Raw genomic sequence first — 20,507 nt, 5'->3', positions numbered from 1 at the left:
CCACCCTCCCAAAGTCCCCAGCCCCTGCCCGGGCGCACCGGGGTGCGGCCACTCGACGGTGCATGATCGGCGGCACACACGACATTCGCTCATCCGACACGACGTTGCGGAGATAAGCATGCCGATCGACCGTAAAGAGTGGGCGCAGCGGTTCCCCGAATTTCTTGTCGAAGCCGAAACGCTCCTGGCCAAGTCCGAAGAATGCCTCAGCCATCTGCAACTGATCAGCAACGACCGGGACGCCATCGACTGCATGCTCGGCACGCTCCTCAAGCTGGCGCACAAGGCCAACGACCTGGCGCTCAAGGCGATCTCCGAGTTTTCGTTGACCCTTCACCGGCTGCTCAACCAGGCGCTGGAACAGGTGAACCTGCACGCCGAGGCGCTGGGCGCCCTGCAGGACTGCTTCACCCTGATGGCCTGGCAACTGGAGTTGGTCGATCAGCACACCGGCCAACTGGGCCTCGATGAAAGCGAGCAGACGTCGCTGATCGAAGCCTTTGCGTTTCAAGTCGGTCAGCCGTGCTTTCCGTCGTCCCTCGGCGCCAAGCCGATGACCCGGGTCGGTTACCCGGAGCGACAGGCCCAAATCGGCCGCTGACCCTGACGCGCAGGCGCATGCCACCCGCCTGATGTGCCCATGCGCAGGTCGCATTCAGACCGTTCGCATATCTACCAGCGACAAATCCACAAAAACAATAATCGCCGTCCGACAAAACTTTCCTTGTCGACATCGGGGATTGCCTGTACATGAAACTTCGGAAAAAGCCGATATCTATCGAGTCTTGAATATCAACTTTTCCATTATGGAACAGGCGTCCAACAAAGCATGTTTCCTGACTTGCTGGACATATATCGCAAACGCGACCAACGGTATCCGAAGTGGTATTATGCCGCCCGCTAGTTGCTTTCAATTAATGGCACGGTGACGCCCACCGCAACATAGACCGAAGTTAACGATCACTTTCGCCCGGTCGCCACGTTGAAGCATTGAACCGAACGACAATATTTAAGACAGAGATCCGCCAGCCCCCATGGCCGGTCTGCCCGCAGCGATCATCCATTGGCTCCATCCGCTATGCACGCCAGCCTCAAGTCAATCACCACATGGCCGCCCTCCCGGGAAAACGCACGCCGGTTCACCCTGACGCTGTGCATTTGCTCTGCGGCAGGCTGCGCGCTGACCTATGGCCTGTCGGCGCCGATGTCGCTCGGCCTGCTGCTGGTCAATGTCGTGGCCGCCGGTTGCGTCGCGGTGCAGTACCGGCTTTCGCGCAAGTCGATCAAGTTTCAGCCCCAGGAACTGGCCGACCGCTTGCTGGAAGTCCAGGAAAACGAGCGCCATCGCCTCAGTCGCGAACTGCACGACGACATCGGCCAATTGCTGACCGCCGCCAAACTGCAGAGCGAATGGCTCAAGCGGCGCCTGCCGGACGACCTGCAGACCTCCTGCTCGGCGCTGTGCGACACCCTCGAAGAGACCCTGAACAAAGTGCGGGACGTGTCGGCCATCCTCAACCCGCGGCAATTGACCAGCCTGGGCCTGGAAGCCAGTTTGCGCGCCCACCTGCTCAAGACCCTGGGCAGCACGGCCATTCACTGGAGCCTGGACTGCCAGCAGCGCCTGAACGGCATTCCCGAGGAAATGGCGGTGGCCGCGTTCCGCATCACCCAGGAAGCCGTGACCAACATCCTGCGCCATGCGAACGCCCGCAACCTGCTGATCCGCATCCAGCGCTTGCCCCAGGGCCTCACCCTGATGATCAGCGATGACGGCCAAGGGTTTTCGCCGGCGCAGAACCCCGGCCGCGAAGGGCAGCGTGGCATGGCGGGCATGTCCGAACGGATCGAACAGCTGGGCGGCAAACTGACCGTCACCAGCGAGCCAGGCAAAGGCACTCAAATCGAAGCACTTTTCCCCTGGGCGCCCCGCGCGCTTGAGCGGGCCAGCACCCATAAGGTTTTGCGTTGACTTGTAACTTACTCCTGGTGGATGACCACTCGCTGATCAGGGCCGGCGTGCGCGCTCTGGTGCTCGACATTCCCGGCTACGCCGTCATCGGCGAGGCCAGCGACGGCTCGCAGTTGCTCGAACTCGTCGAACGGCTGATTCCGGATATCGTGCTGCTGGACATCTCGATGAAGGAGACCGGCGGCCTGGAAGCCTTGCAGCAGCTCAAGCGGGTGCGCCCGCAAAGCAAGGTGCTGATCCTGTCGATGCACACCGATCCTGCGCTGATCATGCAGGCGCTGGAGTCCGGCGCCCACGGCTACCTGCTCAAGGACACCACGGCCACCGAACTGGAACACGCCCTGGAGGCCCTGCGCAACAACGAGCGCTACCTGAGCCCGGCCATCGCCCACACGGTGATCAACCAGGCGCTTATCCGCACCCAGAAGAGCCAGCCCGAGACGACCGACACCCACAACCTGACGGCCCGTCAGCTGGAGATCCTGCGGCTGATCGTCCGGGGCAAGTCCACCCGGGAAATCGCCAACGGCCTGGGGCTGAGCATCAAGACCGTGGAGACCCACCGCTCACAGATCATGAAACGCCTGCAGATCTACGACGTGGCCGGCCTCGTGCTGTTCGCGGTGCGCGAGCAGATCATCAGCCTGGACGATTGACCGCCGCACCGCCCAGCAAGGGCGAGTCCGGCGGCAGGTGCACCCGCAACGCACCGGGGCGTGCCTCGAACCGCAGGTTGTCGCCCTCCAGCGGCTCGCCGTCGAGGTTGATGCACAGCCCCTCGGCGACCTTGATCTCGACCCAGGGCAGGCGGGTCCTGACGAACAGGTTGTCCAGGCCGAAACCATCGCTGAGCAATGTCTTCAGCGTGCCCACCACCTCCTGCGGCGCCGGCAGGATGCCGATGTCCAGCATCCCGTCGTCGACCACCGCCTGCGGGCACAGCACATGCCCGCCGCCGGCCTGCCGGCCGTTGCCGATGCCCAGCGCCAGCAGCTCGCCGCTCCAGTAGAAATCCGGCCCCTGCAGTTCGCCGTAGGCGGCGTGCAGCTCACTGAACCGCGACAACCCGGTGAACAGGTAAGCGGCGCCGCCGAGCACCTTCTTCAGGTCTTCGGACGTATTGGCGGTCACCTGGCTGCCGAAGCCGCCGGTGGCCATGTTGAGGAACACCTGCCCCCCCACTTCGCCCAGGTCGATGTCGCACGCCGGCACATCCAGCAAAGCCAATGCATCCGCCACCTCCAGCGGAATGCCGGCGGCACGGGAAAAGTCATTGGCGGTGCCCAGCGGAAGCAGGACCAGACTTGCCTTGCGCCCATGGTCCGCCAACGCCTGGGCCACATCGCGCAACGTGCCGTCCCCTCCGCCGGCGATGATCTGCGTGTAGCCGGCCTCCAGCGCCTCCTCCACGATCCGCTGCGCATCTCCGGCTTCCCAGGTCAGGCGCACCGCCAGCGTCCAGCCGTCCTTGCGCCTGCTTTCTACAGCGGCACGCACCTGCTCGTTGAGTGCCTGTTTGCCATGCAATATCAAAAGCGCCTTGCGTTCACTCATGCCAGTCTCCCTCCGGACAAAGACGGTACAGGCCATGTTGACCATCGTTGAAGGCAAAAATCCCGAACGCGTTCGGCAGGCCGGGAAGCTCAACGGCCCCGTCCTACAGAACAAAGATCTTTCTTACAAAACCTGAGGAATCGGCTCAATTGACCTGATTCCGGCAATGGGAGACCGTGTGCGGGCTGTATCAATCACAATCTGACCACAACACAAGGATGTGCATGAAATGAGCGTAGACACCTCATGGGCGCTTGAAGGGTTGGGCGACCTCAACGGTTGCCCAGGCGACAACCAGGCAGAAGGCGGGCGCTGTCATGTTGAGCCATGAAGCCAAAATGCCGTTGAGCCCTGTGCCCTCCCTCACCGAGAACCGCCCCGGTCAAAAGAGCGAACACAAGAACAACGACAGGAAAACCGGAGAGGCCGAAATGGAACCACGTGTCGTCGAACTGGAAACCCACCTCAAGTACATCCGCCGGGATATGGACGAGATCCGTGAGGACGTCAAATCCATCAAGTACCGATTGGCCTATTCGGCGGGAGCGACAGCGGTTGTGCTGGGGATGCTGGGATGGGTGGCCAACAGCCGGTTCGACCAGCTCGTATCGCTGCTGAGCCCTTTAATGTCCGGGTGAGTGCCAAGCCTTGCCGACGGCTTCGCACCCACCCGGAAAGATCAGGCCAACAGCTCGCTCAGGGGGATGAAGGACACTTCGTCTCCCGCAGACAGGGTGCGTCCCTCCATGACTTCCACCAGCCCATCGGCCCACGCCGCACTGCGCAGGACGCCTGAACTCTGATTGCGGTAAATGATTGCACCGCCCTGATCGAGGCGGCCACGCAGATACTCGCGGCGGTTCCCGGCCTGAGGCCAGTCAAACCGTGCAGGCACCCGGAACTTCAAGGGCGTGACATCCTGAACGCCTTGGCGGCGCAAGATGTAGGGCCGCGCCAGCAAGGCAAACGTCACCAGCGTCGAGGCCGGGTTTCCGGGCAGGCCAATCACCGGCACGCCCCGGAAATGGCCGAACGTCAGCGGTTTTCCAGGTTTGATCGCCAGTTTCCATAGCGCCAGCTCACCCTCTTCCCTCAAGGCGACCCCAAGGAAATCGGCCTCCCCCACCGAGACTCCGCCCGTGGACAGAATCAGGTCGACGTCCTGCAACTGCCCCAGACGTACACGGGTGGCATCGAGGTCGTCCGGAAGAATGCCGGCATCGATCACCTCGCAGCCCATGCGCTGCAGCCAACTGCACAGCAGCACCCGGTTGCTGTTGTAGATCTGCCCAGGCCCCAGAGGCTGGCCAGGTTCGATCAACTCGTCCCCCGTCGACACCACGGCGACACGCACCTTGCGCACCACATCCAGTCCGGCGCATCCCAAGGACGCCGCGAGGCCCTGCTCAATCGGCCCGAGGCGGGTTCCCGCCGTGAGGATCAACTCGCCGGCGGTGGTTTCCTGGCCTTGGGGCCGGATGTTCTGCCCGGCCACCAGGGGTTCGAGGAAACGCACGCGCCCGTCGGCCTGAACCTCGCTGTTTTCCTGCATCTCCACGCAATCGGCACCGGCCGGCACGGGAGCCCCGGTAAAGATCCGTGCGCAGGTGCCGGGCTGCAAGGGTGCCGGCGCCTGACCCGCGAACACCTTCTGGCTGACCGGCAGGGGCTGCCCTGTCCAGTCGCTCAGGTTCAGGGCATAACCGTCCATGGCGCTGTTGGGCCAAGGCGGCAGATCCAGCGTCGACAGCAGGTCGGCGGCCAGCACCCGCCCCTGCACCTGCGCCAACGGCAAATGCTCGCGCTCGACGATCGGTGCGGCTTCGGCCATGTCCAGCAATCGCGCCAACGCCGTTTCCACGGGCATCAGGCTGCCGGTCTTGCCCGGCTTACCCGCGGGATTCACAAGGCACCGCCTGTTTCAGGTGAGGCACGAAGTTGCACGGGCGGTGCCGTGCATCCAGCTGCTCCGCGAGAATGCCGTCCCAACCGGTGCGCACCGCGTTGGTCGACCCCGGCAGGCAGCAGACCAGCGTGCCGTTGGCCAGGCCCGCCAGCGCCCGAGACTGCACAGTGGACGTGCCGATGTCCGCCACCGAGATCTGACGGAACAGCTCGCCGAACCCGTCGACCTGCTTGTCGAGCAGACACGCGACGGCCTCCGGGGTGCTGTCGCGACCGGTGAAGCCGGTGCCCCCGGTGATCAGCACCACCTGCACGACATCGTCGGCGATCCACCCGGCCACTTGCGCGCGGATTTTGTACAGGTCATCTTTGAGCAGCACCCGCTCAGCCAGACGATGGCCGGCCGCCGTCAGCCGATCGACGAAGACCTGGCCTGACGTGTCGGTTTCCAGGGTGCGGGTATCGCTGACAGTCAGCACCGCGATGTTGAGCGGTGCGAAAGGTACATCGGCCTTGGCTTTCATAGGCTCGTCCAGTTGTGGGAGAAACAGCCCGGTGTTATATCACAGCGCCCCCTTTTTCTGCCCCACCGGAGAGCCGCCATGAACACCAACCCGCCGTTGCCGCCCTGCTCCATCCTGTTGCTGGCCGGTGGTCGCGGCCAACGCATGGGCGGCCAGGACAAGGGGCTGGTGGAGTGGCAGGGCGCGCCCCTGATCGCTCACCTGCACCGCAAGGTGCGCCCGCTGACGGACGACCTGATCATCTCCTGCAACCGCAACCGGGAACGCTATGCGCCATTCGCCGACCAATTGGTGACGGACGATGAAACCGGCTTTCCCGGCCCGTTGGCCGGGATCCGCGCGGGCCTGATGGCTGCGCGCCACCCGCACCTGTTGGTGCTGCCCTGCGATGTGCCGGGCATCGATGCGGCGTTGCTGCACGGCATGCGCGAAGCCGCCGCCCTGGATTCTGACAAACCTTTAATGTTGCGCCATGACGGGCACTGGGAACCCCTGCTGTGCGTGATTCCCACCCGCCTCTCGCCAGCCTTCGACGCCGCCTGGGACGCGGGTGAGCGCAGCCCCGGCCGGGTGATGCGCGACCTGGGCGCCGTTGCCCTGCAATGTCCGGACAACGATCCCCGGCTGGCCAATCTCAACACGCCCGAACTGTTAAGCGCACATAACACTGTGTCAGACTGACACCCAGCAAGGAACTTGCACGCCGTGCATACGTCTCAAGCTCAGTAACCAAAAGAATTTCCCTTCGGAGACAAACACATGACTCAACGGACCCTCGCCACTCTCATGCTCGCTCTGGGCCTGGCCACGCTCGCCGGCTGCGCTTCGCCGACCGTGATCACCCTGAATGACGGTCGTGAGATCCAGGCCGTCGACTCGCCGAAATTCGACAAGGATTCGGGCTTCTACGAGTTCGAACAGCTGGATGGCAAGCAGACCCGCATCAACAAAGATCAAGTGCGCACCGTCAAAGAGCTGTAAGCCCTCAGCACGCGCCGGATACGAAAAAGCCCGCATCATGCGGGCTTTTTCATGCCTGCCGGAAACATCCCCGGCAACGGTCACCACTGCAGCGTGATGCGGCTTTCGAACTCGCGCTCCTGCCCCGTGACCGGATCGATGAACCGCAGCCCCTGGGCCAGCAGCTTGAGCGGCTTATCGTAGTCGTCCTCGGCGTCAGCGTCGGCCGATACCTGCGGATAGAACGGATCGTTGCAGATGCTCGCGCCCAGCGCCGTCATGTGCACGCGCAACTGATGCTTCTTGCCGGTCACCGGGAAGAGGCTGTAGCGCCACAGGTCGCCGTTCTTTTCCCGCACCTGCACGAGGGTTTCCGAATTGCAGGTGCCCTCGATCTCCTGGGTGCGGAAGAAAGGCACGCCATCGACCAGACGGCTCTTGTGCACCAGCGGAAAGCTCAACTGGGGCAAGGCCGGCGCAATCGCTTCATAGCGCTTTTCGATCTGCCGGGTCGGGAACAGCGATTGGTACGCCGAACGGCTCTGCGGGTCGGCGGAAAAGATCACCAGCCCCGCCGTATGGCGGTCGATGCGGTGCAGCGGCACCAGATGGGGATTGTCCAGGCGCCGGATCAAGCGGCGCAGCAACGTCTGCTCGACATAACCGCCAGACGGGATCACCGGCAGGAAATGCGGCTTGTCGACCACCACCAGATGGTCGTCGGTGTAAAGAATCGACTCCTCCACCGGAATCGGCTTCTCGTCCGGCACCTCGCGGAAGTAGTGGATCCGCAGCCCTTCCTTGTAAGGCAAGTCCACCGAAATCGGTCGGCCCTCGCCGTCGAGCACCCGACCACGGGCGATCCGATCCAGCCATTGCTCGCGGCTGATGGCGCCGAAGCGTTCGCACAGGCAGTCGAGCACCGTCAGCCAGGCGCCGGGCGGCAGGTGAAGGGTGCTGGCCTGATGCCGGGCCGCGGAAAATGTTGATGTGGACATACGGAACTCGAACCCTCAATGCAGGCGCGCATTATCCAACAGGGAACGAAACGAACCTAGCGCCGATTCCGGAATCCGCCTCAGGCCGGTGCAGGTTCGGCGGCCGCCGCTTCGGTGAACTCCTTGAGCCAGCGCAACACGTCGACAGCCTCCCAGCGACCCGGGTCGTACAGGGCGTACAGCAACCCCTGATAACCGACGACGTCCAGTTGCCTGTGGTAGCCGGCCCGCTGGAACAGGGCCTCGATCTCGGCGAAGCACGTATTGAAATGCAGTTTGCTGAACGGCGTCTTGCCTTCCGTGACCAGTCCGTCCAGGCGCAGTTCGAGGACGGCCTCGCGCACCACGTCAACCGACATCCGGTTCACGCTGTTCTTCAACTGTTCGACATTGACCACGGCTCATCCCTCTGACGTCCGGTGCGCCTGCCGTCTGCCCGAAAGGGACATGGCATGGCGAACCCGCTCATTTACTGTATGCGCATACAGTATAGAAGCAAACGGAAATTGCCAAGGGACGCGTCGGCGAGCGCGACAAGCGGAAGTGACGGCAGGCAGGAATCAAAGGCTAACGCAGGAACGCCACCACCTGATCGGCGCTGAACGGCCACCCCAGTTCGGCCCCGGTGTCCGTGCGGCGCAGGACAGGAATCCGCAGGCTGTAGGCCTCGAACCAGGACTCGTCGTCTGCGATGTCCACCAGTTCGACCAACAGCCCGTTCTCGACGAAGGGCATCAGCAGGGACTCGGCGACCTCGCACAGATGGCACCCCAGGGTGCCGAACAGCTGACATTCCGGAAGCATGTGCGCTCTTCCCAAAAATTGAACGGACATTCTAGGCCCGCCCCGAAAACCCGTCGAGCCACCCCGACGGCAGCGCCCGCACATCGCCCCCTTCCGCCGATGCCCTGACACAGATCACGGCGCCGAAACGCGTTTCAGCCGATGCTCCGATGTTTTTTGCCTCTACGCTTCCATGGCCTGCCCATCCGACCGGAGTGTTTCGTGTTCGCCAACCTGCTGATCATTCTTGCCTCATCCTTGCTGGTGATTGCCCTGTTCCGCCGCCTGCGCCTGCCACCGGTGCTGGGCTACCTGTGCGTGGGGCTGATGGTGGGCCCGACGGCGTTCGACTGGGTCAACGAAAGCGAACACCTGCCGGACCTGGCCGAGCTGGGCGTGGTGTTCCTGCTGTTTTCCCTGGGCCTTGAGTTTTCCCTGTCGAAGATGATCGCCCTGCGCAACGTGGTGTTTCGCCTGGGCAGCCAGCAAGTGCTGTTCAGCACGGCGCTGCTGGGCGGTGTCCTGATGTTGCTGGGCATGCACGCGCTGCCGGCCTTGCTGCTGGGCGCCGGACTGTCGCTGTCGTCCACGGCGATCGTCACCAAGGAGCTGGGCAGCCTGGGGGAAGTGTTCAGCAGCCACGGCCAGAATGCGGTGGGCGTGCTGCTGTTCCAGGACGTGGTGGCGGTGTTGCTGCTGACGCTGGTGCCGGCGTTCGCCGGAAGCGGCGGGCAAGCCTGGTACTGGGCCTTGCCGCTCACGCTGCTCAAGACCGTTGTGCTGTTCTTCGGGTTGCTGCTGGCCAGCCGCTGGCTGTTGCCGCGGCTGTTCCACGAGGTGGCCGCCTCACGCTCGGCCGAACTGTTCGTGTTGCTGGCGCTGGTGATCGTGCTGTTGACGGCATGGCTGACTCACTTGCTCGGCCTGTCCCCCGCCCTGGGCGCGTTCCTGGCCGGCATGCTGCTGGGCGAAAGCCACTACCGGCACCAGATCGAGGCCGACATCCGGCCGTTCCGCGACATCCTGCTGGGCCTGTTTTTCGTCAGCATCGGCATGCTCATCGATCTGCGACTGTTCGCCAGCCACAGCCTGGCGATTGTCGGCCTGACGTTGGGTTTGCTGCTGATCAAGGGGGCAGTGGTGGCGGCGCTGGTGAAATGGCGCGGCAGCGACAGCGAAACCGCCTGGCGCAGCGGCCTGGCGCTGGCCCAGGGCGGCGAGTTCTGCTTTGCGCTGATGGCCCAGATGCAACAGCACAGCCTGCTGCCCGAAGGGCTCGGCGCCCTGCTGCTCGCCGCGACCTTCTGCTCGATGCTGCTCACGCCGCTGCTGCTGCGTGCCGCCCCGCGCATCGCCGCCCGCCTGCACCGCAAACCTAACCAGACCGCGCAGATCGAAGAAATCAGCGCCCTCAACGCCGGGTTCGACCGGCACGTGGTGATCTGCGGGTACGGCCGAGTCGGCCAATCCATCGGCCGTTTCATGCGCAACGCCGGGCAAGCCTACGTCGCGCTGGACAACGACCCGGTGCGCGTTCAAGAGGCCGCCGCCACCGAACGGGACGTGCATTACGGCGACTCCGCCCGCGGCGACCTGCTGACCGCCGTCGGGCTGCTGCGCGCCCGGCTGCTGGTGATCGCCGTAGACCAGAGTGATGTCGCGCTGCGGGTGCTCAAGGAAGCCCGGCGCCTCAACGCCAAGGTACCGATCCTGGTGCGCACCCGCGACGACAGCCAATGGGCGGAACTGAAGGCCGCCGGCGCCAGCGAAGTGGTGCCGGAGCTGCTGGAGTCGAGCCTGATGCTCGCCTCCCACGCGTTGATCCTGCTGGGCCTGCCTGCGCACAAGGTGCAGGAGAAGGTCGATCAGGTGCGCATCGACCGCTATCGCCTGCTGCACGGGTTCTACCCCGGCAGCGAAGACGAAGAGACCTAGTCCTGACTGACCGCACCGATCTTGTGCAGCGACAGGTCCGCGCCGTAATACTCCTGCTCTTGGGTCAGGCGCAGGCCGTGCAGCGCGCGGATCGCCCCATAGACGGCGAACCCGCCGGCCAGCGCCACGACCACGCCCAGCGCCGTGCCGATCAATTGGCTGGCGACGCTGACGCCGCCGAGCCCGCCCAAGGCGGTCTGGCCGAAAATCCCGCAGGCCACCCCGCCCCACACGCCGCACAGTCCGTGCAGGGGCCAGACGCCGAGCACGTCATCGATCCGCCATTTGACCTGGGCGGCGGTGAAGCACCACACGAACAAGGCGCCGGCGATCGCCCCGGTCGCCAGGGCGCCGACCGGGTGCATCAGATCGGAACCGGCGCACACCGCCACCAGCCCGGCCAAGGGGCCGTTGTGCAGGAAGCCCGGGTCGTTGCGTCCGACGATCAGCGCCGCCACCGTGCCGCCGACCATCGCCATCAGCGAGTTGACCGCCACCAGCCCGCTGACGCCTTGCAGGGTCTGCGCGCTCATCACGTTGAAGCCGAACCAGCCGACGATCAGGATCCACGACCCCAACGCCAGGAACGGAATGCTCGAAGGCGCGAACGCCACCAGACGGCCGTCGCGGTAGCGGCCGTTGCGCGGGCCCAACAACAGCACCGCCGCCAGCGCCAGCCAGCCGCCCACGGCATGCACCACCACGGAGCCGGCGAAGTCATGGAAGCCTGCGCCGAACGTCGCGGCCAGCCAGGCCTGCAGGCCATAGTTGCCGTTCCAGACCATGCCCTCGAAGAACGGGTAGATGAACGCCGTGATCAGCGCCGTCGCGCACAGTTGCGGCACGAACCGCGCCCGCTCGGCGATGCCGCCGGATATGATCGCCGGAATGGCCGCCGCGAACGTCAGCAGGAAGAAGAACTTGACCAGCCCGTAGCCGTGGTCGGCGCTGAGCACCGCCGCCGGCTGCAGAAACGTCACGCCGTAGGAAATCCAATAGCCTATAAAGAAATAGGCCAGGGTCGAGACCGCGAAGTCGCTGAGAATCTTCGACAATGCGTTGACCTGGTTCTTCTGGCGGACCGTACCGACCTCCAGAAACGCGAACCCTGCGTGCATGGCCAGCACCATGACCGCGCCGATCAGAATGAACAACGTGTTGGAGCTGTGAACCAGCGTGTCCACAGCGCTTTGCAGATTTTCCATGAGGAGGCAGACCCAAGGCTGAAAATGGCACCAAAGCGGTTCACGCGGGCATTTCTTGCACCAAGTTGCGCCCGGCGGATCCGCGAACCCAAGGTTCGTGAACCGCATTGGCGCACCCGGCCGATGTCCTGACACAAACCGTTATCATCCGGGCCGGGATTTTCCCGGCTCCGCGCCCGGCAACAGCGCACAGCGGCCGGATCGCGCACCACGACACAGCAAGAGTTGTACCAGCCGATTGCGCTGAACCTTCGCGCAAGGCCCATACTCGAACGCTTCAGAACGCCACTAACGGAGATTCCCCATGGCCGGCACCAAGGCAAAGACTGCTCAAGAGATCCTGATGGACGATTTCCAGACCCTGGTCAGCGACACCGAACGCTTGCTCGAACACACCGCGACCCTCGCCGGCGACCAGGCCGACGAGCTGCGCGCCCAGATCCACGAAAGCCTGCTGCGTGCCCGGGAGACCCTCAAACTCACCGAAGACAGCCTGCGCGAACGCGGTCAGGCAGCGGTCGCCGCCACCGAGGAATACGTGTCGGCCAACCCTTGGCAATCGGTGGGCATCGCCGCCGGCGTCGGCTTCCTGCTTGGCCTGCTGGCCACTCGGCGCTGATCATGTCGATCGGTGAATCGGGCCCGTCCTCAACGGGAACAAGCTCTTCCACGCGGCGCCTGGGCGCCGCCTTCCTTGGCCTGCTGCACAGTCACGTCGAACTGTTCGGCATCGAACTGCAAGAGCAGAAGGCGCGCACCGTCAGCCTGCTGCTGTTCGCCGGCCTGGCTCTGGTGTTCGCGCTGCTGCTGTTGGTCGGCCTGTCGGCGCTGGTGCTGATCGTGCTCTGGGACACGTATCGCCTGGCCGCGATCATCGGCCTGTGCGTGTTCTATGCCCTGGCGGCGATCTTCTGCGCGTTGCGCCTGAAGGCGGCCGTCTTCGATGAATCCTCGCCCTTCCACGGCACCCTGGAAGAGCTGGCCAACGATCGGGAGCGCCTGCTGCCATGAGCCTGCCTGAACTTCCGCGCAACAGCTCGCGCCAGGAAATGCGCAAGGCCCTGATCCGCCTGCGCATGGAAATGCATCGCCAGGAGATCCGCCACGAAGCCGGCCAGGTGCTGCAGCCGCTGCAGCGCATGCGCGGGATGACGCAAAACCTGCAGGACGGTTTCGGCATCAAGCATGCGCCGCTTTGGGGCATCGCCGCGGTCACGCTGCTCGGCTTCCTCACCGGCAAAGGCGCCAAGGGCGGCGGCGTCGGTGGATTGAGCCGCCTGATCCGCCTGGGCAGCGCGCTCGGGCCGCTGATCCGGCTGGTGATGCAGAACGCCAACAAGCGCTGAGCCGCTGTCTGGCTGCATTCTTGCAACGGCGCCGGGACCGGACTCCGCAGCCTAGAGTTCCGGCCCTGCCCGCCTGCCCGGCGGGCATCCGAACCCGAACAAGAATAACTAAGGAGGCCTCGTGATCGACGGGCAACCGCTCGCCTGCTTTCAGCCTTTCATCGATACCGCCACCGGACGCATCGCAGGCGTCGAGGCACTGGGGCGCCTGCGTCAGGCCGATGGCCGGTTGACCTCGGTCGGGCCGCTGTTCTCCGACCCGCGCACCCCCGCCATCGCCCTGCGGCGCCTCGACCGGCAGATCCGCGACAACGCCTTGAGCCGCCTGCACGAAGCGCCGGCGGACTGGTTCCTGAGCCTGAACATGTCGCCGCGCTGGATCAGTCGCCTGCGCCCTGAGCAAGCCTTGCCCAGCCTCAAGCAGCTGGCCCGGCACGGCGTCGATGCGCAGCGGATCGTCTTCGAGATCACGGAACTGGGCGGCAACAGCCAGCGCCTGGCGCAAGTCGTCGCACGCTACCGCGACGCCGGGGCCCGCATCGCCATCGACGATTTCGGCGCCGGCCACTCGCAGCTCGACCGGGTGCTGGCCCTGCAGCCGGACATCCTCAAGCTCGACATGCGCCTGTTCCAGGCCGCCGCGCTCGGCGGGCCCAGCAGCGATGTGGTCAAGGCCCTGGCCCAGATGGCCGAGAAGACCGGTTGCCGGATCATCGCCGAAGGGGTGGAGACCGAGGCCCAGCTCAACTACGCGCTGGAGTGCGGCTCGCGCTATGTGCAGGGCTACCTGTTCGCCAGGGCGCAGGAAGCGTTTTTCGAGACGGATGCCTTCGTCGAGCGCTTCGCGGCGCTGCGTCAGCGTTATGTGCGCCAGAAGCTGAACGAACGCAGCCGGCTGATGGAGCTGCGTCGGCAACTGGCCGAATGGATGGCGGCCCTGCAAGCCTGGGCCGGGGCCGGCGCACCAGTCAGCGCCCTGCCGCAGCCGCAGGCCTTTGCCTGGCTGCTGCGGTTCTACCTGTGCGACCGCCAAGGCACGCAACTGACGCCGAACCTGGAATGGCGCCACGGCGCCTGGACCGTCGATGACCGCTACATGGGCCATAACTGGTCGTGGCGACCATACTTCCATCATTTGCTGGCCGAGGGCCGGGAGGAGCGGCGCCTGATCCTGTCCGACACCTACCGCGACGCCACCAGCAACCAGTACTGCCTCACCGCCGGACAGTTCTTCGACGACGGCGAACGCCTGCTGCTGATCGACATCGACGCTGCCGGACTCTAGCCGGGCTTGCGCAGGCCAGCCCGAACCGGGAAGCTAGGCCATCACTCATCCGATGGAGAGCCCCCGCCTTGGATTGGCACACCCTGCTCAACCGCGAACGCCTCGGCAAACCGCTGCACAGCCCGCAGGAACTGGGCCGCAGCCCGTTCCACAAGGATCACGACCGGATCATCTTCTCCGGCGCCTTCCGCCGCCTGGGGCGCAAGACGCAGGTGCACCCGGTGTCGAGCAACGACCACATCCACACGCGCCTGACCCATTCGCTGGAAGTCAGCTGCGTCGGGCGCTCGCTGGGCATGCGCGTGGGCGAAACCCTGCGCGGCGTCCTGCCCGAATGGTGCGAACCGAGCGACCTGGGCATGGTGGTGCAGTCGGCTTGCCTGGCCCATGACATCGGCAACCCGCCGTTCGGCCACTCCGGCGAAGACGCCATCCGCCACTGGTTCCAGCAGGCCGCCGGACGCGGCTGGCTGGATGCGATGAGCGAGGCCGAACGGGGTGACTTCCTCAACTTCGAAGGCAACGCCCAGGGTTTCCGCGTGTTGACGCAGTTGGAATATCACCAGTTCGACGGCGGCACCCGACTGACCTACGCCACCCTCGGCACTTACCTGAAGTACCCGTGGACCGCCAGGCACGCGGACTCCCTGGGCTACAAGAAGCACAAGTTCGGCTGCTACCAGAGCGAACTGCCCCTGCTGGAGCAGATCGCCCACAAGCTCGGCCTGCCGCAGCTCGAGGAACAGCGCTGGGCCCGCCACCCGCTGGTGTACCTGATGGAGGCGGCGGACGACATCTGCTATGCGCTGATCGATCTGGAAGACGGCCTGGAGATGGACTTGCTGGACTACGCCGAAGTCGAGTCCCTGCTGCTGGGCCTGGTGGGCGACGACCTGCCGGAAACCTATCGCCTGCTCGGCCCCCAGGATTCGCGGCGGCGCAAGCTGGCGATCCTGCGTGGCAAGGCCATCGAACACCTGACCAACGCCGCGGCCCGGGCCTTCGTCGAACAGCAGGACGCCCTGCTCGCCGGCACCCTGCACGGCGATCTCGTGGAGCACATGCACGGCCCGGCCAAACGCTGCGTGCTGAACGCCAAGGACATCGCCCGCAAGAAGATCTTTCAGGACAAGCGCAAGACCCTGCACGAGATCGGCGCCTACACGACGCTGGAGATTCTGCTCAACGCGTTCTGCGGGGCCGCGCTGGAACAGCACAACGGCCGCACCCCGTCCTTCAAGAGCCGGCGCATCCTCGACCTGCTGGGCAACAACGCGCCGGATCCGCGCGGCCCGCTGCACACCTCGTTCCTGCGCATGATCGACTTCATCGCCGGCATGACCGACAGCTACGCCAGCGACATGGCGCTGGAGATGACCGGTCGCTCCAGCCATTGACCGGACGCCTGAACGGTCGCCCCGCCGACCGTTCAGGCGCCCGGCACCCTGGCCGGTTTGCCGGGAGGTGAAGGACATTAAACAACCGCCCCCACCGCCGCCCCGGCCCGATCCGTGCCCTCTGGATCGGGGAAAACAAATGGACGCAGACCGTTAACACTTAGAGTAAACAGTGAAGGGCGATTTACTCTTCCTTACTCCACACCCAGCCCAACAGTAGTCGCATTCCCTTTTAAATGTAGGAACATTCCTATATTGCCGTTAGAGCCAAGTCAGTCCCTGCGGACGCTTATTCATCTGAGCTAATGTGCGCGCTTTATTCGTGCTTGCATGGGACTTGAATATGAACTCCGTTTTTATTGTCGACGATCACCCGGTCATCCGTCTTGCCGTTCGCATGTTGCTGGAACATGAAGGCTACAAAGTCGTCGGTGAAACCGATAACGGGGTCGACGCCATGCAGATGGTGCGGGAGTGCATGCCCGACCTGATCATTCTCGACATCAGCATTCCCAAGCTGGACGGGCTGGAAGTCCTCGCACGCTTCAACGCCATGGGGTCGCCCCTCAAGACACTGGTGCTGACGGCCCAATGCCCGACCCTCTTCGGCATCCGTTGCATGCAGTCGGGGGCCTCGGGCTATGTCTGCAAACAGGAAGACCTGAGCGAACTGGTGAGTGCGATCAAAGCGGTGCTGTCCGGTTACAACTACTTTCCCAGCCAAGCATTGAATCCCGTGCGCAATGACGATGTCCGTTATGCCGAACTGGAACTGTTCAAGTCCGTCAACGACCGCGAACTGATGGTATTGCAGTTGTTTGCCCAAGGCCGGACAAACAAGGAAATCGCCAAGGGCATGTTTCTGAGCAACAAGACCGTCAGCACCTATAAAAAGCGCCTGATGCAAAAACTGAAGGCCCGGTCTCTGGTGGAACTTATCGAAATGGCCAAACGCAACGCATTAGTGTGAGAGCCCGCATGCCCAGCCGACTCCTGCTCACACTGACGACCTGGTGCGCAGGCCTGTGCCTGGCCGTGCTCGCGTTCGTCGCGTTTGCCTCCCCGCCGCACTACGTCCTGCTCAGCCGCGCGACGCACATGGCGCCGCCGATCACCCTGGACGCCATGCAACGGCAGTGGCTGCAGACCCGCAAGGCCCTGGTTCTGGGCACTTCCGCCCCGGACTACCCGCCGTTCGACATGACCTCCAGCGGCCGCGACTACGAAGGGCTCACCGCCGACTACGCAGGTCTGCTGGGCCAGGCGACCGGCCTGCCGGTGCGCATCCGTCATTACGCCTCGCGGGATGAGGCGGTGCAGGCCCTGGTCGACGGCGAGGTCGACCTGCTGGGCACCGCCAACGGCTTCGAAGCCGCCAACCCCGACGTGGTGCTCTCCACACCCTACGCCATCGACCAGCCGGTGCTGGTCACCCGCGAGGGCGAAACCCGATCGCTGACCGAAGGCCTCGCCGGGCTGCGGCTGAGCATGGTCTATCACTACCTGCCGCTCGACGAAGTCAAGGCGCTCTACCCCAAGGCCGTCCTCACGGTCTACCCGTCGTACCAGAACGCCCTCAACGCCGTGGCGTTCGATCAGGCCGACGTGTTCCTCGGCGACACGGTCTCCACCCATTACATGATCAACAAGGGCTACCTGAACAACATCCGCATGGCCAACTTCGGCAAGCACGAAGCCCATGGGTTCAGCTTTGCCGTCCACCGTGACAACCCACAGTTGCTGAGCATCGTCGATACGGTGCTCAAGGGCGTGCCCGGCAGCGAACGGACGAACATCGCCAAACGCTGGAGCGCCGGCAGCGACATCCTGCTGACCGACCGCAAACTGCAACTGACCCGCCGCGAAGAGGACTGGCTCAAGCGCCACCCGGTGGTGCGCGTGGTGGTCAACGAAGCCTTTGCCCCGCTGACATTCTTCGACAGCGACGGCAACCTGCGCGGGATCTCCGCCGACCTGCTCGAACTCATCCGCCTGCGCACCGGCCTGCGCTTCGACATCCGCCGCGGCCGCAGCGACAGCGACATGATCGGGCAGCTCGAAAACAATCAGGCCGACCTGATCGCCGCGCTGCTGCCCAGCGCCAAACGCGAACGGCACCTGAGCTTCAGCCGCCCGTACCTGGAGAACTCCCACGTCCTGCTGACCCGCAAGGCCGCCGACAGCCCCACCCACCCGGGGCAACTGAAAGGCCGGTCGGTGGCGATCGCCCAGGGCAACCCGATGATCGACTACCTGCGCCGCGAGTTTCCGCGCATCGACCTGGTCGAGACGCCGGACACCTTCAGCGCCGTAGCGATGCTGGCCGGCGGGCAGGTCGACGGCGCGGTGACCTCGCTGGTGATCGCCAACTACTTCATCTCGTCGCGGATCTTCGAGCACCGGCTGCAGATCACCACGACCCTCGGTACGCGCCAGGCCGCGTTCTCCCTGGCCACCACCCACGCCAACCCGGAACTGGTGGCGATCCTCGACAAGGCGCTGCTGAGCATCTCGCCCGAGGAACTCGGCATCATCAACAGCCGCTGGCGCGGCTACTCGGAAGCCTCCCAGGGCGCATGGCGCGACTACCGGCGCCTGTTCTACCAGGTGGCGACCGGCGCCTGCCTGCTCCTGCTGCTGTCGCTGGCCTGGAATGCCTACATGCGACGCCAGATCAAACAGCGCCAGGCCGCCGAACGGGCCCTCAACGACCAATACGAGTTCATGCGCTCGCTGGTCGACGGCACTCCCCATCCGATCTATGTGCGCGACCGCAACGGGTTGCTGCAAAGCTGCAACGACAGCTACCTCAAGGCCTTCAACGCCCGGCGCGAAGACGTGATCGGCAAAAGCGTCATGCACAGCGCCCAGGGCAACGCCTTCGAGGCCCAGGCCTATCAGGCGGACTACCGCCGGGTGCTGGCGCAAGGCAAGCCGCTGATCCAGGACCGTCCGCTGCACATCGGCGGGCTGCGCCTGACCATCTACCACTGGATCCTGCCCTACCGCGACTCCAGCGGCGACGTCCAGGGCATCATCGGCGGCTGGATCGACATCAGCGAGCGCCGGCGCCTGCTGGACGAACTGCGCACGGCCAAGGAACAGGCCGACAACGCCAACCGGGCCAAAAGCACCTTTCTGGCGACCATGAGCCACGAGATCCGCACCCCGATGAACGCGGTGATCGGCATGCTCGAACTGACGCTCGAACGCCTGGACGCGCATCACCCTGACCGCTCGTCCATCGAGACGGCCTACCGCTCGGCCCGGGATCTGCTGGGCCTGATCGGCGACATCCTCGACATCGCCCGGATCGAGTCCGGGCGCTTGAGCCTGAGCCCCGAATGGGTCGGCCTGGTGGAGACGGTCAGCTCGGTGACAAGGATCTTCGACGGCCTGGCCCGCCAGAAGAAGCTCTCCCTGCAACTGACGGTCAACCCGCCTGGACTCGCGGCGGATGTGTACCTGGACCCGCTGCGCTTCAAGCAGATTCTGTCCAACCTGATCAGCAACGCCATCAAGTTCACCGACGCCGGGCAGATCCAGGTCACCCTCGACCTGCCGGATGCCGACGGGTCCGAGCGGCCGATCATGCGATTGACCGTTCAGGACAGCGGCGTCGGCATCAGCGCCGAAGACCAACAGCGGCTGTTCACGCCGTTCGCCCAGGCCGACCACGGCCTGCAGAGCCACGGCGGTGCCGGGCTGGGGCTGGTGATCAGCCGCAGCCTGTGCGAAATGATGGAAGGCCGGCTGCAGTTGAACAGCCAGCCCGGCGTCGGCACGCAGGTCAGCGTCTCCCTGCCGCTGGAAGCCCGCCCCGCCAGCCCCGTCGTCGAGCGCCGCGATGAACCGGTGCGGCGCGCCGGCGCGCCCCTGAACGTGCTGGTGGTGGATGACCATCCCGCCAACCGCCTGCTGATGTGCCAGCAACTGGAGTTCCTCGGCCATGCCTACAGCGTTGCGGAAGAAGGCCGCAGCGCCCTGGAGGTCTGGAAGGCCGGCCGCTTCGATCTGGTGATCGCCGACTGCAACATGCCGATCATGAACGGCTACGAGCTGACGCAGGCCATCCGTCGGCTTGAGCGCCAGACCCGGCGCCCGCCCTGCAAGGTGCTGGGGTTCACCGCCAACGCCCAGCCCGAAGAGCTGCAACGCTGCCGGCAGGCGGGCATGGACGATTGCCTGTTCAAGCCCTTGAGCCTGAGCGTCCTCAGCCAATGGGTGGACGGCATCGCGCCCGCCGCGCCTGCCGCGGTCGCGGCGCCGGCGCTCAGCCTTCAAGGGCTCAAGCCGTTGACGGGCGGCAATCCGTCCCAGACGCGACGCTTGCTCGCCGAACTGCTCAACAGCAACCGTCGGGATCGCGAGCAGATGCAGGCGTTGGCCGAAGCCGCCGACCGCGAAGCGCTGGCCGTGCTCGCCCACAAGATCAAGGGCGCCGCACGCATCGTCCAGGCCGGCTGCGTGATCGACTGCTGCGAGGCGTTGGAGCAAGCCTGCGCGCAAGCGTTGCCGGCCACCGAGATCCGCCTTCGCTGCCGACGCAGCGATCTTGCCCTGCTCGAACTGGACCGGGCGCTGCAGCAGCAGTTGGACCGGCTCGCGTACGGCAGAACGGTCGAGCCTTAACTATGCTTGAG

21 protein-coding genes are annotated in these 20,507 nt (G+C 64.8%); 14 read left to right on the top strand and 7 right to left on the bottom strand.

Translation table 11 applies throughout. From position 1 onward, the window contains the following. The first annotated feature begins 118 nt into the window (after positions 1 to 118). The 3 genes from CAG29_RS22110 to CAG29_RS22100 all read left to right on the top strand — a co-directional run bounded on the left by CAG29_RS22110 (position 119) and on the right by CAG29_RS22100 (position 2,628). Positions 119 to 601, top strand: coding sequence for a hypothetical protein (locus tag CAG29_RS22110; RefSeq protein WP_085577940.1), 483 nt, complete (start codon positions 119 to 121; stop codon positions 599 to 601). Positions 602 to 1,078: 477 nt separating this feature from the next. Continuing rightward, a complete protein-coding gene (locus tag CAG29_RS22105) occupies positions 1,079 to 1,972 on the top strand; it encodes a sensor histidine kinase (protein WP_085577941.1) in 894 nt (297 codons plus the stop codon). After that, complete coding sequence (locus CAG29_RS22100) at positions 1,969 to 2,628, top strand: response regulator transcription factor (RefSeq protein WP_085577942.1); 660 nt, start codon at positions 1,969 to 1,971, stop codon at positions 2,626 to 2,628. The genes CAG29_RS22105 and CAG29_RS22100 overlap by 4 nt, the downstream gene beginning before the upstream one ends. On the opposite strand, the gene yegS is transcribed toward CAG29_RS22100, so the two are convergent. Beyond that, positions 2,612 to 3,526, bottom strand: coding sequence for a lipid kinase YegS (gene yegS, locus CAG29_RS22095; protein ID WP_085695139.1), 915 nt, complete (start codon positions 3,524 to 3,526; stop codon positions 2,612 to 2,614). The two genes, CAG29_RS22100 and yegS, sit on opposite strands and share 17 nt — an antisense overlap. Positions 3,527 to 3,843: 317 nt before the next feature. Between yegS and CAG29_RS28560 the strand changes: the two genes are divergently transcribed. Then, positions 3,844 to 4,164, top strand: a complete 321-nt coding sequence (locus tag CAG29_RS28560) for a hypothetical protein (RefSeq protein ID WP_170930389.1) — start codon at positions 3,844 to 3,846, stop codon at positions 4,162 to 4,164. Positions 4,165 to 4,205: 41 nt separating this feature from the next. Here CAG29_RS28560 and glp read toward each other — a convergent pair whose 3' ends face one another. Together glp and moaB are read right to left on the bottom strand one after the other, a co-directional pair. Continuing rightward, entirely contained in the window at positions 4,206 to 5,432 is a 1,227-nt protein-coding gene (glp, locus tag CAG29_RS22085; RefSeq protein WP_085695138.1) for a gephyrin-like molybdotransferase Glp, read from the bottom strand. Then, entirely contained in the window at positions 5,416 to 5,955 is a 540-nt protein-coding gene (gene moaB / locus CAG29_RS22080; protein WP_085577945.1) for a molybdenum cofactor biosynthesis protein B, read from the bottom strand. The genes glp and moaB overlap by 17 nt, the downstream gene beginning before the upstream one ends. Before the next feature lie 78 nt (positions 5,956 to 6,033). Here moaB and mobA point away from each other — a divergent pair, with 78 nt between their 5' ends. After that, a complete protein-coding gene (gene mobA / locus CAG29_RS22075) occupies positions 6,034 to 6,636 on the top strand; it encodes a molybdenum cofactor guanylyltransferase MobA (protein ID WP_085640458.1) in 603 nt (200 codons plus the stop codon). A 78-nt stretch (positions 6,637 to 6,714) separates the two neighbouring features. Next, positions 6,715 to 6,936, top strand: coding sequence for a YgdI/YgdR family lipoprotein (locus tag CAG29_RS22070; RefSeq protein ID WP_085577947.1), 222 nt, complete (start codon positions 6,715 to 6,717; stop codon positions 6,934 to 6,936). Between the two features lie 80 nt (positions 6,937 to 7,016). Here the strand turns inward: CAG29_RS22070 and CAG29_RS22065 are convergent, their stop codons facing one another. The 3 genes from CAG29_RS22065 to CAG29_RS22055 form a co-directional block, all read right to left on the bottom strand. Beyond that, positions 7,017 to 7,913, bottom strand: a complete 897-nt coding sequence (locus CAG29_RS22065; protein WP_085640460.1) for a pseudouridine synthase — start codon at positions 7,911 to 7,913, stop codon at positions 7,017 to 7,019. Between the two features lie 80 nt (positions 7,914 to 7,993). After that, on the bottom strand, positions 7,994 to 8,311 hold the full coding sequence (locus tag CAG29_RS22060; protein ID WP_085577949.1) for a transcriptional regulator: 318 nt from the start codon (positions 8,309 to 8,311) through the stop codon (positions 7,994 to 7,996). A 169-nt stretch (positions 8,312 to 8,480) separates the two neighbouring features. Continuing rightward, complete coding sequence (locus CAG29_RS22055) at positions 8,481 to 8,717, bottom strand: glutaredoxin family protein (RefSeq protein WP_085577950.1); 237 nt, start codon at positions 8,715 to 8,717, stop codon at positions 8,481 to 8,483. Positions 8,718 to 8,918: 201 nt separating this feature from the next. On the opposite strand from CAG29_RS22055, the gene CAG29_RS22050 reads away from it, so the two are divergent. Then, complete coding sequence (locus tag CAG29_RS22050; protein ID WP_085640462.1) at positions 8,919 to 10,631, top strand: monovalent cation:proton antiporter-2 (CPA2) family protein; 1,713 nt, start codon at positions 8,919 to 8,921, stop codon at positions 10,629 to 10,631. On the opposite strand, the gene CAG29_RS22045 is transcribed toward CAG29_RS22050, so the two are convergent. Further along, entirely contained in the window at positions 10,628 to 11,836 is a 1,209-nt protein-coding gene (locus CAG29_RS22045; protein ID WP_085640464.1) for an ammonium transporter, read from the bottom strand. The two genes, CAG29_RS22050 and CAG29_RS22045, sit on opposite strands and share 4 nt — an antisense overlap. Before the next feature lie 304 nt (positions 11,837 to 12,140). On the opposite strand from CAG29_RS22045, the gene CAG29_RS22040 reads away from it, so the two are divergent. From CAG29_RS22040 to CAG29_RS22010, 7 genes are all read left to right on the top strand, one after another. Then, positions 12,141 to 12,455, top strand: a complete 315-nt coding sequence (locus tag CAG29_RS22040; RefSeq protein WP_085577953.1) for a YqjD family protein — start codon at positions 12,141 to 12,143, stop codon at positions 12,453 to 12,455. Positions 12,456 to 12,457: 2 nt separating this feature from the next. Then, a complete protein-coding gene (locus CAG29_RS22035) occupies positions 12,458 to 12,847 on the top strand; it encodes a phage holin family protein (RefSeq protein ID WP_085577954.1) in 390 nt (129 codons plus the stop codon). Then, on the top strand, positions 12,844 to 13,182 hold the full coding sequence (locus CAG29_RS22030; RefSeq protein WP_085577955.1) for a hypothetical protein: 339 nt from the start codon (positions 12,844 to 12,846) through the stop codon (positions 13,180 to 13,182). Before CAG29_RS22035 ends, CAG29_RS22030 begins: the two co-directional genes overlap by 4 nt. A gap of 121 nt (positions 13,183 to 13,303) precedes the next feature. Then, complete coding sequence (locus CAG29_RS22025) at positions 13,304 to 14,467, top strand: EAL domain-containing protein (protein ID WP_085695137.1); 1,164 nt, start codon at positions 13,304 to 13,306, stop codon at positions 14,465 to 14,467. Positions 14,468 to 14,535: 68 nt separating this feature from the next. Continuing rightward, a complete protein-coding gene (locus CAG29_RS22020) occupies positions 14,536 to 15,864 on the top strand; it encodes a deoxyguanosinetriphosphate triphosphohydrolase (protein WP_085577957.1) in 1,329 nt (442 codons plus the stop codon). Between the two features lie 343 nt (positions 15,865 to 16,207). After that, positions 16,208 to 16,834: a response regulator transcription factor gene (locus CAG29_RS22015; protein WP_085577958.1), complete on the top strand. Its 627-nt coding sequence runs from the start codon at positions 16,208 to 16,210 to the stop codon at positions 16,832 to 16,834. An 8-nt stretch (positions 16,835 to 16,842) separates the two neighbouring features. Beyond that, positions 16,843 to 20,496 (top strand): transporter substrate-binding domain-containing protein, encoded by a 3,654-nt coding sequence (locus CAG29_RS22010; protein WP_085656865.1) that lies wholly within the window; start codon positions 16,843 to 16,845, stop codon positions 20,494 to 20,496. Positions 20,497 to 20,507 lie beyond the last annotated feature (11 nt).

Source organism: Pseudomonas sp. B7(2017) (assembly GCF_002112745.1).
GTDB lineage: Bacteria > Pseudomonadota > Gammaproteobacteria > Pseudomonadales > Pseudomonadaceae > Aquipseudomonas > Aquipseudomonas ekonensis.
Note: the sequence above shows the minus strand (reverse complement) of the source record. Positions and strands in the feature narration are given on the sequence as shown.